This is a genomic window from Vibrio sp. V23_P3S9T160 (genome assembly GCF_963886625.1).
GTDB classification, from domain to species: Bacteria; Pseudomonadota; Gammaproteobacteria; order Enterobacterales; family Vibrionaceae; genus Vibrio; species Vibrio anguillarum.
This window is the reverse complement of record NZ_CAWPDB010000160.1, coordinates 1-14210: the sequence shown is the minus strand read 5'-3', so window position 1 is coordinate 14210 and position 14210 is coordinate 1. Positions and strand designations below refer to the sequence as shown.

Genomic DNA, 14210 nt, shown 5'->3' with positions numbered 1-14210 from the left:
CGGTTTAAACCATGCTAGTAGGCATGGGGTTTTAGATAAAGTTTACTGCTATAGCTCAACCCCAGGGCTGAGCGTGGCAGGCAGTTCTGTCGAACAACCTTCCATTGATGCCATTGGGTATGCGCAGTAATCAGCCGCGTAATAGGCGCTTGGTCTTAAATTTCCCGACGCTCCCGGCCCACCAAACGGTGCATCACCACTGGCTCCGGTTAATTGTCGATTACGATTTACAATGCCAGCGCGGATATGATCGACAAAGTAATCCCATTCGGCATCATTGGTCGACACTAAGCCTGCCGATAAACCAAAGCGAGTTTCATTAGCCAGTTGCACCGCTTGATCTAAGCTTTGGTAACGCACGACTTGTAACAATGGCCCGAAATACTCTTCATCAGGCAATTGACTAACTGCGGTGACATCAATAATGCCCGGAGTGACAAACGCCGCCTGCAAAGGTGTCGCGGCCAGCAAGCTGACGCCACCCAAGGCGCGTAAATTGTCCTGAGCAGCAAGAATGAACTGCGCCGCCGCTTGTGATATTTGTGGCCCCATAAAAGGTGCTGGCTCGGCAAAGGGGTGATCAATACGCAATTTTTGAGTGGCACTGACCAGCTTTTCAAGCAATCGATCGCCTTCATTTCCCTCTGGAACATAAAGACGCCGCGCACAGGTACAGCGCTGGCCTGCACTTAAAAATGCGGATTGAATAATGGTATACACTGCCGCATCAAGCTCACCATACTGCTTAGAGATAACCATTGGGTTGTTGCCGCCCATTTCTAAAGCCAGCATTTTCCCCGGCTGCCCAGCAAACTGGCGATGGAGTAAATGACCTGTATTAGCGCTGCCAGTAAAGAGAAGGCCATCAATGCCTTTGGCCTGAGCAAGCGCAATACCCGTTTCCTTCGCGCCCTGCACTAGGTTAAGTACACCCGCAGGTAGGCCTGCTTCTTGCCACAACTTCATCACAAACTCACCAGTCCACGGAGTCTGCTCTGAAGGTTTAAACACAACCGTATTACCCGCTAAAAGTGCAGGCACAATATGACCATTCGGCAGGTGGGCAGGAAAATTATACGGACCAAAAACCGCAAGAACACCCAATGGACGATGACGTAATACCAGTTGATTACCCGCCGCTTCGCGTGTGTTTTCACCAGTGCGATCATGATAAGCTCGAATTGATATAGCGATTTTACCCGCCACCGCTGCCGCTTCAGTACGCGTTTCCCAGAGTGGCTTTCCTGTCTCTTTGGCGATGATCTGTGCAAGCTCTTCACTGCGCTGTTTCACTTTTTCAGCGAAGGCTAAGACATATTGCTCACGCTCAACAAAAGGACGTTTTTTCCACTCTATAAATGCGACTCTTGCCGCCGTTACCGCAGCTTCTACTTGCGCGGGTGTGGCGCTATCGCCCTGCCAAATCGTCTCATTGTTATAGGGGCTAAGCGAAAGCATTGCCTCGCCTTGTCCAGCTAACCATTCACCTGCAATCCACTGAGTCATCTGTTAATCCTTACCTTCCAATGTACCTATTTTACTGCGCCAAAATTCGAACAAAATCACCACTATCAACCAATAGAGCTTGCGCCACTTTAGGTGAGATGATCACCGTTTCCGTTTCGCGGTTATAAGCACCTTTTGCAGCAGTAGCACGAAAGTTTTCAAACGAGCTATTGCAGATAAGATAATCTTGCGAGCTTGAATGCTCGGCCAGTTCCACTTTAGCTCGCACCGAGTGACGTACGGATTCGATATTGCGCAAATCGCACTCAACCGTTGGACCTGCATCAAAAATGTCTACATAGTTACGGCAGGTGAATCCTTCACGCTCTAGTAGCGTTAACGCTGGACGGGTATTGTCATGCACTTGACCAATCACCGCTTGTGCCTCTTTACTCAATAAGTTGACGTAAATCGGCAGTTTAGGCATCAGATCAGCAATAAACCCTTTTTTACCAATGCCAGTTAAATAATCAGCCATAGTGAAATCAATCGAGAAAAAATGCTCTTGCAGCCATTGCCAAAAGGGCGAGTTGCCTTCGGCATCAGACACACCACGCATTTCAGCAAAGATGGTTTTAGAAAAACGATGTGGGTGTTCCGCCATCATCAGAAAACGGCATTTCGACATCAAACGCCCATTCAACCCTTGACGAAAATCTGGACGTAAAAAAAGCGTACAAATTTCACTGCATCCAGTGTAGTTATTGCCAAAAGTAAGCAACTTGACGGTATTGTTGACCTTCAGCTTAGGCGACGAATGCACTATCGTGCTGATGTGATAAGAATAAAATGGTACGTCATGGCCAATCGATGCTTCAACGCCAGTCGTCCCTGCTACCTCACCGGTTTCAGAATCAAAACCGACCATCAGGTAACCTTCATCTCCTGGCTCTGAGACGTCGGGTTTAGCGAAGCTGTATTCAGAATGAGTAATACGGTTGGTTAAGAGCTTTTCATTCACGGGTAGTGATGTAAACCCGTGACCGGATTCAATAGCGCATGTGTGTAGCGCATCGTAGTCCGACATTGCGATAGGGCGAACAACTAGCATCAATACTTCCCTCCAGATGCTTGAAGTGGCCCAAGGCATCCTACCTTGGGCTGCTAGGCTTTTTCACTACATGAGTGATGCAATAGCTTTATCTAATCTTGCTAAGCCTTCTTCTATTTCTTGTTTGGTGATCACTAATGAAGGCGTCATACGAACCACGTTCATACCCGCAACCAACACCAGTAAACCTTGCTTGCCCGCGGCTTGTAGGATATCGCGAGCGCGACCTTGCCACTGCTCATTCAATGCCGCGCCAAGCAGTAGACCTTTACCACGGATTTCACTAAAAATGTGGTACTTCTCATTAATGTTAGCCAATCCTTCACGAAAGAGCGCTTCACGCTCCTTCACGCCAGTCAAGGTTTCTGGCTGGCTAACCACATTAACTACCGCTTCCGCTACCGCGCAAGCCAGTGGGTTGCCACCATAAGTAGAGCCGTGAGTGCCCACTTTAAAATGCGCGGCCAATTCGTTTGTGGTGAGCATAGCGCCAATAGGGAAACCGCCACCTAATGATTTCGCGGTACTTAAAATATCCGGCGTGACGCCCAATCCTTGATAAGCATAGAACTCACCAGTGCGGCCATTACCGGTTTGCACTTCATCAAAGATCAACAGGGCGTTGTGCTTATTGCACAATTCACGCACGGCTTGGACAAACTCAGCCGAAGGCGACACAATGCCACCCTCGCCTTGCAAGGGCTCCATCATTACCGCACAAGTGCGATCAGAGATGTGTGCTTGCAACGCTTCAATATCGTTATACGGTAGGTGGGTAACATCCGCAGGTTTAGGACCAAATCCATCGGAATAAGTCGCTTGCCCCCCAACCGTCACTGTAAAGAAAGTGCGGCCGTGGAAGCCTTGGTTAAAGGCGATGATTTCTGATTTTTGTTCACCATGGACATCAGCGGCCCAGCGACGCGCCAGTTTGAGCGCCGCTTCATTAGCTTCCGCGCCGGAGTTAGCAAAAAACACCTTTTCAGCAAAACTGACTTGCGTTAATTTTTTCGCCAAGCGCAAAGCAGGCTCATTAGTCATCACGTTACTGAGATGCCACAACTTATTGGCTTGCTTGGTGATCGCATCAACCATCGCCGGATGGCAATGGCCCAAACAACTCACCGCAATACCGCCAGCAAAGTCGATGTATTCATGACCTTGTTGATCCCACACTCGAGAGCCCTGCCCTTTAACTGGAATCATCTCCATCGGGTTATAACAAGGGACCATCACCTCATCAAACAGATTGCGATCTACATTATTTTCCACTGTCATTACACATTCCCTCTTGATACCGCATGCCAAGCAGATTGCGATCTTCCTAATAAACGCTTGAGTGGAAGATATTGTTTCGCTTTTTAGCTAATGCAGCATTGTATTTACAAATTATTAACCATTTCAATAGTGATTTATTCTTTTAGATCGGCAGAACCACCGACAATCGTCACTACTTATGATTATTTATGCATTAAGTCACCTCTTTTATGAAGCACTTTTTTATAAATAATATGAATAAGCACAACAAGGCCTTGAGGCGACAAGCCATCCCTCATTCCAACAGGATGTATGGTGCATAATATTGCAAAGATAAAAAACAGCAGAAATGATGAAGAAAATGTTAAGAAAGGTGATCGCAGTCCGGTTGAGAATGGTTCAACGGCGCAAAAAATTTGCGAGCAGTTGATGACCCTGTTCTGTTTTAATTGATTCAGGATGAAACTGCACGGCATCAATTGGCAGTGTTTTATGTTGGTAACCCATGATTTCGTCCATCGAACCATCGGCCTGTTGAGTCCAAGCGGTGAGATCAAAACAGTCCGCAAGAGAATCGGCTTTGACCACCAACGAATGGTAGCGAGTAACGGTTAACGGGTTATTGAGCCCTAGAAAGAGGCCACGGTTGGTGTGTTGGATCGGTGAGGTTTTACCATGCATCACCTTTTTGGCTCGCACCACTTGCCCGCCAAACACTTGCGCAATGGCTTGATGCCCAAGGCAGACTCCTAAGATAGGTAATTTACCCGCAAAATGTTCAATCGCGGCCAGTGAAATTCCCGCCTCATTCGGCGTGCAAGGCCCAGGGGAAATAACCAGATGCGTTGGGCTGAGCGCTTCAATGCCAGCGATATCGATTTCATCATTACGCACCACCGTCACTTGAACTCCCAGCTCACAGAAGTATTGGTACAAGTTGTAGGTAAAGGAATCGTAGTTATCGATGATAAGTAGCATGTGAATTAAAACGCTCTGGGTAAAAGTCAGCGAGAGGCGCTATTGTGCAATACTGGTTTGGAAAGGCAAGAAGTTATCGATTCTGTACTAAATACACTATTTGCACATTCGTTCATTATGTAACCAGTTCGGTTGTGATCATTATTTTACTTGCTCTCATTTGAAAGTAACACTTCTCATCGTATGGTCGAATAAGAGAATGGAAACAACGATAAAATAAATCTATCCCATAGTTAATGATCCATAAAAATAAAGCCAAGTAATCCGCTTACTTGGCTCTTCATGCTTATTTCCTAAAAATGTCGTTTATTTAAGCTGGGCTTTCTTGTAAATGCTCACTACTTGGTTGTTTGTTATGAGGCTGCCAAGGGGAATTTACCGAATAAGGCTGACGCACCGCTAATTCTGTTTCGGATAACACGCCATAACGAAGTACGGTGTGGTTATTTACCAGTAATATATCGTCAAGTTGTAAATCAAACACATGCTGTACTTGTGAACATTCAAGAATAGGAGTTAAAACATTGGCTACTTGATTGATATTGTCAATTTCAGTCGACGACGATATATGCTGCGCCAGTGAGGGGCTCCAACGTAAGTTCATTCCCCAATCCCCCTGCATAATCACAGGATAAGCAGCCGTATCATCGTACTGCACAATGGTATTTTTCAGCCAACCACTTGCTTGACCATTAAGACACAACGCAGCCAGTGAGGCATCGAGTAAGTTAACCTTCAGCGGAGCAGATGAACAGTAAATCGCCCATTCATCAGGAGTCATGTCAGCATAAGAATAGCGACGCGCTATGCTCGTTGACGGTGTTTTTAGCCCGTACCAACTGGGCTCTGCTAATGTACTACTCCGAACATATTCTTCCGGAAGCAGAGCATGATTTCCGGCAAACCACGAAGACCAAAATGAAGCTTGAGGCAACGGGCTAAAGCCTTTTAAACAGACAGCAGAGAATGCCTTTACCAATTGGCTCACTTGAGCCTGCGGTAGCGCGGTCAGTGAGCATCCATGGTGTGATTCTAACGTCAAACCAAACTGCTCTGTTTGTAGAGTGGCTTTTACCTCACGCATCAACTGTGCCTCGTTAGCATCTTCGATATTGAAACGCAGTAAACACCACAGCGTTCCTTGATGCATTACGGGAATAATCACGCCTTCACGTTGTTTGTGATTGGCCTGCGTATCAATAATAAATTCTCCGTGGCAAGCATCAAATAAGACACAAGTATGCCAAGGTGTTTTAAACGATCGCTCATCAAAAAGAAACAGCGAATATTTTTTGCCTTGCATTGGGTGTTCATGAATGCTGAGACGGATAGCGTGGCTCAAATGAGTATTGAGGAAATTATCGAGTGCACGTCCTTGCACCATCATTCCTTTAGCCATAAGGGCTAGTCGCTCACGTCGTTTCTTATAACTCAGCGGAGCAAGCGCATATCTCTGATCTTGATGCATGAATTTTTTCAAACCCAGATAGGTATGGTGCATTGCATTATCATGCTGTTTAAGACGTGCAAAATCACGCTCATATTCCGCATCACCAAAGCGCTGCTTTAATCCATTGAAATATTGATATTCATTTAAGTCATCAAACGCAGAGAAGTGCTCAAAGTTGATAATTTTGAGACAATCACTGGCGTTCATATTTTCCACCATATTCCGTAATTCATCAGAATAAGTGTAATGATGTTCTAAATCGACATTAATATAATCAGAAAATGTATGATAATCAGAAAAAATGTAAAACATCACTCCTGGAGAATATACAGATTGAATATCACGAATGGCATTAACAAATTTTTGTAAAACTCGATATTCACCCAAATCAGGCTTATAACCTAATACCTTATCTAGGTTATTCGTTTTACATGGAAAGGCAGGTAGTAATAATGTAATGACTTTGTTTTCAATGACACACTGAGCTATCTGTTTTTTTAACTTCTGATACCCAGTAAAAGTGGCGTCTGTTTGTGCTAATAATTGGTCTAATAAAATAAAAGCAATATTATCCACACATTGCTGCTGTTGATGATCAAGCATAGTGTTTCCTTATTAAAGGCGAAGACCATTGACGGAATGATGCAAAACCCTCGGCCTTCACTCTCGGTTAAAAAGTTTGTTTATAGATCAGCTAACAATTCAGCAGCGTGCGCAAGCGACGCGAAAGCCGCAATATAACCATCAGGGCGGATCAGTAAAGCCTGCCCCTGGTAGAATGAACTCTCACTCCAATACTGCCCAGGCTTCGCCTGATCGTACAGATGAAGGCAACGCACAAACGGAGGCATTTCGGATGGTAACTCCGCATCGCCAGTTAACAGAAGCGTAAAGGAGCGGTAATCTAGCCATTGGTAAAAGCGGTAACTCTGCTGATCACGATGCATCTCAAAGTCATACACTCGAGAACCGTTTAAGCCACCATTGCCATACCCAATGCCCATACCTGTGATGTTACCAGCTCGCTGTTCAACGATTTGTACATAGTCCTCCGCATGGGTTCCTCGTTCTGAGTATTTAGTCGCACGTACCAATGCACCAGAGCTTTCAATCACGCTGCGAGCCACTGGTTGGCGCTCAGCCTGATAACTGTCCAGCAGCGTAGTTGATGCCTGACCACGCAACACCATATTGAGCTTCCAGATCAAATTGAACGCGTCAGCAACTCCGGTATTGAGCCCTTGGCCGCCATTGACCGAATGTATATGGCAGGCATCTCCTGCTAGAAAGACCCGTTGCTGGTGGTCATACCGTTCTGCAACAGACTCCTTAACCGAGAAATAAGAAAACCACTCAACCTGCTTAAACGTCAGTGAATGCGGCGACATTGCTCGGTTAATGCGCTCGATAACCTCTTGCTGAGTAAACTCTTCGGTGTCCATACGGATATAAAAACGATCCAAATCACCTTCACGTGGAATCCAGGCAACATCTGACGTCTCAGCCTGAAATACGATGATTTCTGGCACTTTCGGAAAATCTGACTCAATAACACCATCAATCACCGCCCAGATAATTTCTGGTCTCTCGATTTCAAATGGAATCGAAAAATGCTGACGTACAAAAGAGCGCCCACCGTCTGCACCAATCACGTAACGTGAACGAACTCGCTCGCCACTGCTCAGTTCCGTCACGCAGCCTTGCTCATCAACAGTGATATCGACCACAGATAAACCACGGCGCACGGCCGCGTTCTGCGCTTTGACTGCGCTATCTAACGCTTTTTCAATATGTGCTTGCCCCAACATCAGAAAGTGAGGATAGAAGCAGCCTTGCAGCGCTGTCCACCAATGAGACTGGCGTGACAAAAATTGACCATCAGCCCATACCGAACTGGTATTACAGGGTTTGCCTTGCACGTAAAGTGGCTCAAATAAGTCAACTATATCAAGTAACTGCAGAGTTCGAGCATTAAGTGCATCGGCCCGTCCGACCACCAGTGGCCCATTAGATTTATCAATAACTTGTGAGTTCAGACCGCAGCGCTGCGCTAAATAGTGGCACATAAGCCCGACAGGGCCGGCTCCAACGATCATAATATCTGTGTGGTAATCACTCATCGGTAAGACTCCAAACTTGGGTTATCAAACGGTGGATCGCTTAGCACCTGAACTCGACGGATATGACGTGGGGTATGCGATAAAAAGCTTTCTCGACCATGCAGTAAGTTAAAGTTATCCGTAATGACCACATCATCATTTTGCCATTCGTGAGCATAAAAATGACGAGGGTCATACAGTGCGTCACGCAAGCTACGGTGGAACTCAGCTATTTGCTCACTATCAATGCCACTAAAGGTCACATTTGGTGGGTTTAGCAGATCACCACGTTCAGCGAAATGCGGTTCGGCGTAACGAATGACCTCGTGTGAGAGATAGGGATGTTGAGCAATAATCGGGGAAATGGTGTGACTGCAATAGAACTCCATCTCTCGCTGGTAGTGCCCCGTGACTTTTCGCCACAATGAGCGCTGCTGTTCGGTTGCGTTCTGTAGCGCCTTGGTTGTATGAGTGAAGGTCGTCCGGCCGCCTTGTGCTGGCAATGGCGCCTGAACACATTGAAATATCTGATATTCAGGCACTTGAGGACGGAACATGCCATCCCAATGCAGCGGCATATAGCTACTATCAAAAATATGGTCCTTTGGCTGATCTTTTTGAATTAGATCTAACACTTTGCCAAATGGCCAAATACTGATCTCTCCCCATTGCTCGCAATATTCCGCAAATTGCTCGGCCTGTTCAAAGGCTTTAAATCCACGTATCAATACCAACTGATGCTCAATAAATAGTTTACGCAGTAGTGCTATTGGTACTTCGCTAATGGGAATTTTTAATCCATTTGCTTCTATTTTTACTCCAAAAGGGTGGAGCTTCGTGACCTGATAATTCATCACCCGTTCCTTTAAATTAATTTTTAATAAAACGTTAGAAATAAAACAACATTGCATCCATCATTTTCGAAAATTCGGTTGGATAATATTAAAAATATTCACACAATATTGATATTTATAAGATTGACATTGCTAATTTAATTATTAATCCCAGTTTATTTAGGAATAGATATCTCAATAGTGCCATCATTCAGAAGAAATTTATTATTTGCCCGTATTTAAAGGAAACCAAAATGGTTTATATCTCTCTAATTAGAGCTGTCATTATTTGATGAATGACAAAGGTTGACTAGATAACAAAACAAGAACGAAAGGTTACCAATAAGGGAACAATTATGTTGAGTGAGTTAAAACGTATTGCCATTTTTAATAAAGTGGTTGAATACGGTTCGTTTACCTCGGCTGGTGAATCGTTAGGCATAGCAAAATCGAAAGTGAGCGAGCAAGTTAGCTTGCTAGAATCACATCTTAACGTACGTTTACTGCATCGCTCTACCCGTAAAGTTAGCCTAACGACTGAAGGGCACGCATTTTATCAACATACCAATGGCCTCTTACCGCTGGCAGAAGACGCGCTACGGGCCGTCCAGCATTTGTCTACCGATGTGGCAGGCGTGATTAGGATCGGTACAACTATTGATGTCGGCAGCTATATTTTAAGTCCGCTGATTTCAACATTTTCTGAGAGTTACCCCAATGTGCTGTTTGATATTCAACTCGAAGATGGTTTACAAGATCCAGTAGCCACACAATTAGATGTGCTGATCAGAATGGGTGAACTGACATCTTGCTCAATGGTTGGCCGCGAATTAATGCCTTTTAAAATGGGGATATACGCCAGTAAAAAATACTTAGCTAGTGCACCTTTATTAAGGAAACTACGAGATTTAGAGCAGCACCCATGGGTTGCGTTAACTTTATTGAATCTTCCTCAAGATAAAGTCACGCTAATCAATCCAAAGGGAGTGAGATGCGACATCAAAACCCGCCCTAAACATATCTGCAATGCGCCGCTTGGTGCGATGTCAATGGTACAACAAGGCATGGGGATCGGCTTGATTGCCAATTTTCTCGCTGACGAAATCAATGATCCTAACCTCGTCAGGCTTTTTCCAGATTATTATCTATCAGATAACACCATGAACATTCTTTACCCGAGCCGTCACCACCTTGCGCCACGAGTAAGGCTATTTATTGATTATTTAATTGAAAAAATCCGAGCGTGAGCAAAAACGCCCCGTCAGTTAACGGGGCGCACTTTAAGCCTTAACGACGACGTCGCCACATACCAAAGCCGAGTAATGAGAAGAGTGCTCCTAGGCCGAATGAACCGCCGTAGATGTTCAGTTCTAACACGGCAGGATCATGATCAGATGCGCGGAAATGATCTTGATATTTAGGTAAATCACCTTTGAATTCACTGTTGTAATCAAACAGTGTCGATTCACCGCCGTTGATATGCCAATCGGTCGCATCCACCACTTTGCCTTTCAAACTTTTGCTGACCAGCAAATGATCCAGTGCGCCAACTTCATCATTAAATGAGTAACTCCAGCTCTCTGGGTGTTTTATGGCCACGGCGTTAAGGTACCCATAATTGTGAGTAATCAACGCGCCATCATCACCAAATTGAGGAGTACCTGCAATGTAAGTATTACGTGCCGCATGAATGGTTTTGCCATACTTCTCTGGGCTGTAGTCCGTCAATACGAGCATCGGGTCTTCCATACCGTAAGAGTTCATATCACCCAAAATGACTTTATGCCCTTTTATTTTTTGTAACGCTTCACCTAAAGCAACTGCAGCTGCGACACGGAATTGTTCACATGCACCTTGAAAATCAAGATCTTTGCCGCCTTGCCCACCTTGTTCAACTGGTGCGGCATCTTCCCAACATGCCGAGCCTTTGGATTTTAGATGGTTAACCGCGACGGTAATTTTCTCATTGCCACCTTTAACTTTGAAGGTCGGTGCAAGCGTGTCACGCTGGTAATTTTTACCATCTTCAATCACTTTACCTTTGTCATCCAACACTTCTGGTGCTTGTTGGCTTGGCATTGGAATTACACGATTCTCTGTCAACTTCACTACTTTTTCACGATAAATCACTCCTGTGGTGATCACATCCGTGCCAATAGAATCAAGTTCATCGGTCACACCATCATTATTTGAGTCAATCGCGACAAAACGGTAATGCTTTTTCTTATCCGAGATCTGGCTGTTGATCTGATTGACCAATTGCGCAATCGCCGAACCTGCACCGAAACCGTTATTCTCAATTTCCATCAAACCGACAATATCGGCATCCAAACGTACAATCGCATTAACGATCTTCGCTTGCTGCAATTCAAATTCTGCAAGGTTATTAGCACCACGATTATCACCATGCTGATTTGCATCACCGCCAAACGGCGAGTTGAAATAGTTAAGCACGTTGAATGTGGCAATGCGCAGATCGCCTTCATCGATATCCGGTTTCTCGCTGCGAGGATCATTGCGCACGAAATTCTCTTGGTTGAGCGAATTGGTCACAATCAGACGATATTCGTTGTAACCGTATGAGAGCACACCTTCTAAACCTATGATGCTGTCATCAATGCGGATGTAATCTTCAGTCGAACCATTTTGATCAATATCACTGCGACCAAACTCTGGGTAGTACGGAATTTGGCCATCGGCGGCTTTCGCATCTGATTCAATAAACAAGCGGCGCTGCGCGTTTTCGATGCTCTGTTGTTTGGCTTGCTCAGAGCCCGCAGCGAAAAGCTGGTTCGGTTGCATGTTAATACGACCTTGCGCTAACACCATGTTATTGCGACGAGAAGCATAGTCATAACCAAAGGTACGCGTCACACGCATATCCAGCTCTGGTGTGGTTTTTACCAACATGCCTTCATAACGCTCTAATGTGTGTTCAAAGTTCTCATCGGTGGGCAAAATCTCTATCGCGGTCGCTTGTGGTGCCTCTTGTTCACCTCGTTTTAGCCATTGGTTGTTTTCGACTTTAAGCTGTGTGAGGTTGTAATACTCCTGTACTTTACCTTTCACACAAACCACATCCCCCGGTTTTAAACTTGAGCTTGATTGATCGGTAAAAACAAACAAACCTTCAGAGGTATTTAAGTTGTAATCATCTTCCAACGCTTGCAGATAAAAACCTTTAGTCAATCCTGTGGTAATGGCACTCACGACACCTTTGACAAAATATTCTTGGTCGGTGATGTAAGGGTAGCCACTAATAAGAGGAGAGGTTTGCCCTTCGCCTTGGATCGCTTGAATAGAGGTAAAGGCGGGCTCAGATCCCTCTTGAGTACAGGTAAATTCAGCCGGTGGCTCAACGGCATCGAGTGCGCCTAACCCTTCAATATTATCCTTGCCTAACGCGCTCCACTGCGCAGCTTGATAAGCCGCTGAGGGCGTGAGGCTATCGCTATTACGCACTAAAGTGGTGTCCTTGCCCCAGTTAATGCCGCCCATCACTCCCAACACATCATGTACGCTACCATCACTGTTTAGCAGCGCCACCGGATCATCACCGTTAAAATTAATCACCGAGACATCATTTTCATCACTCACCGCTTGGATAGCACTATTGGCGCTGGCATGAGAAATCACTAACACATCGTTCGCGGCAATTACTCGCCCAGTCAGGGGCAACTGTGTATCCCAGTTCCCACCGCCATTGCTTGATTTCGCTAAAATGAAATTGTCTAAACTGACGGATGCATTGCTAGTGTTAGCAATTTCGATGGCCTTATTGAAGCTGCTGCCTTCTACATACTGAGAAATAATAATCTCAGCTTGAGCTGATACAGCCAATGTGGAGCTTATCGCCGCAGCGAGTAATGTTCGGCCAAAGGGTTTAATTCGTGTCGATTCCATTGTTCACCTCTTTCCCTGCTCTGTAACCGAAGTGGTAAGCAAGGTGTTGTAAATCACGTTTATAAAGGGGATTGGTTCCATTTGCGCGTACAGTGTTGTGTTTTTAAATGAAAGATAAAAACATTCACCATTCATATCGAGATCAACATCGCATAGCTAGAGCAAATACTTGAACTAAGCGCAAACTTTCAACAAAGAAGGTAAAGGGGGTTTTCGACAGTGATATTGCAGTGAGGTGAAAAGTCTTATTTTTCTAAAAAGAAAAGCAAACAAGGTGCTCCATACACGACAAACACCTTAGTTTGATTATTGTGGCTGGCTAAAAGAGAGGTAGCGATCAAAGACTGCCTGGGCGCGACCGGTTTTTTGCGCATCGAGAAAATAGTCATTGAGCTGATTTAGCAGCGGCATCGAATTTTCTAAACTGCGACGAACTTGCACATGATACTGCTTGTTTTTAGCGAGCAAATGGTGAACGATTGGCCGATCAATTTGATATAGACCCAACTGAATTCCACCATAAATGGGTTCAATTTCACTCACAAACCAGTCACAGCGCTCTTTTTGCAGCATATTCAGCGCTTGCTGTACGGAATTTAAATAGAGAGAGGGCTCTCTAGACAGTGCAAAATTCTCATAATTAAAGCCATTAACTCCGCATAATACGCCATCAACGGATGGGTCTTGCAAATTTTCATAGTTGTCTGGCAGCGTAAAATAACCGAGTTGAATCGTATAAAGCGGCACCGAAAAATAGCTGTACTCAGCCCTTTCTGCGCGATAACTTGCATCCCATGTCAGATCGCAGCGACCGCGCTCTTGCGTCAGTTCATGTTGGACCCGCGCCCAAGGCATAAAATAAAACTGGTAATCGATGTTATGAGATTTTAATGCGTCCAACACCAGCGTTGTCGCTGAGCCAGTTAAGGAATCGGTTTTTTCTTGATGCGAACTCCCCTGCCAATAGGTAAATGGCGGCCAAACATTCGCATCACCAACACAAATACGAACTGGCTCTGCGGCGGCGACACTACAGATGAACATCAATCCTAATAACAGCAGTCGTCTCATGTTCAAAACTCATCATCATGGTTATGATTTAAAGTGTAGACCTAAGCCTACAATACAAAGAG

General features: G+C 45.1%; 10 protein-coding genes. 1 reads left to right on the top strand and 9 read right to left on the bottom strand.

The window, feature by feature from the left end; translation table 11 throughout:
- Window positions 1-48 precede the first annotated feature (48 nt).
- The 7 genes from astD to AACU59_RS14785 all read right to left on the bottom strand — a co-directional run bounded on the left by astD (window position 49) and on the right by AACU59_RS14785 (window position 9195).
- Window positions 49-1506 (bottom strand): succinylglutamate-semialdehyde dehydrogenase, encoded by a 1458-nt coding sequence (gene astD / locus AACU59_RS14815; protein WP_094145362.1) that lies wholly within the window; start codon window positions 1504-1506, stop codon window positions 49-51.
- A 31-nt stretch (window positions 1507-1537) separates the two neighbouring features.
- The gene (astA, locus tag AACU59_RS14810; RefSeq protein WP_094145361.1) at window positions 1538-2557 is read right to left on the bottom strand and encodes an arginine N-succinyltransferase; all 1020 of its coding nucleotides are present in this window, start codon (window positions 2555-2557) and stop codon (window positions 1538-1540) included.
- Window positions 2558-2623: 66 nt separating this feature from the next.
- Window positions 2624-3835 (bottom strand): aspartate aminotransferase family protein, encoded by a 1212-nt coding sequence (locus tag AACU59_RS14805; protein ID WP_094145359.1) that lies wholly within the window; start codon window positions 3833-3835, stop codon window positions 2624-2626.
- Between the two features lie 378 nt (window positions 3836-4213).
- A complete protein-coding gene (locus tag AACU59_RS14800) occupies window positions 4214-4792 on the bottom strand; it encodes an aminodeoxychorismate/anthranilate synthase component II (RefSeq protein WP_094145771.1) in 579 nt (192 codons plus the stop codon).
- A gap of 310 nt (window positions 4793-5102) precedes the next feature.
- On the bottom strand, window positions 5103-6845 hold the full coding sequence (locus tag AACU59_RS14795; RefSeq protein WP_161437772.1) for an L-tyrosine/L-tryptophan isonitrile synthase family protein: 1743 nt from the start codon (window positions 6843-6845) through the stop codon (window positions 5103-5105).
- Window positions 6846-6925: 80 nt separating this feature from the next.
- Entirely contained in the window at window positions 6926-8362 is a 1437-nt protein-coding gene (locus AACU59_RS14790; RefSeq protein WP_094144885.1) for an FAD-binding protein, read from the bottom strand.
- Window positions 8359-9195 carry a TauD/TfdA dioxygenase family protein gene (locus tag AACU59_RS14785; protein WP_064625957.1) on the bottom strand — a complete coding sequence of 279 codons (837 nt, stop codon included), beginning with the start codon at window positions 9193-9195 and terminating at the stop codon, window positions 8359-8361. The genes AACU59_RS14790 and AACU59_RS14785 overlap by 4 nt, the downstream gene beginning before the upstream one ends.
- Before the next feature lie 335 nt (window positions 9196-9530).
- Here AACU59_RS14785 and AACU59_RS14780 point away from each other — a divergent pair, with 335 nt between their 5' ends.
- A complete protein-coding gene (locus AACU59_RS14780; RefSeq protein WP_017046755.1) occupies window positions 9531-10421 on the top strand; it encodes a LysR family transcriptional regulator in 891 nt (296 codons plus the stop codon).
- Between the two features lie 40 nt (window positions 10422-10461).
- On the opposite strand, the gene AACU59_RS14775 is transcribed toward AACU59_RS14780, so the two are convergent.
- The gene (locus AACU59_RS14775; protein WP_094145762.1) at window positions 10462-13077 is read right to left on the bottom strand and encodes an ExeM/NucH family extracellular endonuclease; all 2616 of its coding nucleotides are present in this window, start codon (window positions 13075-13077) and stop codon (window positions 10462-10464) included.
- Window positions 13078-13383: 306 nt separating this feature from the next.
- Window positions 13384-14148 carry a substrate-binding periplasmic protein gene (locus AACU59_RS14770; RefSeq protein ID WP_176428592.1) on the bottom strand — a complete coding sequence of 255 codons (765 nt, stop codon included), beginning with the start codon at window positions 14146-14148 and terminating at the stop codon, window positions 13384-13386.
- Window positions 14149-14210 lie beyond the last annotated feature (62 nt).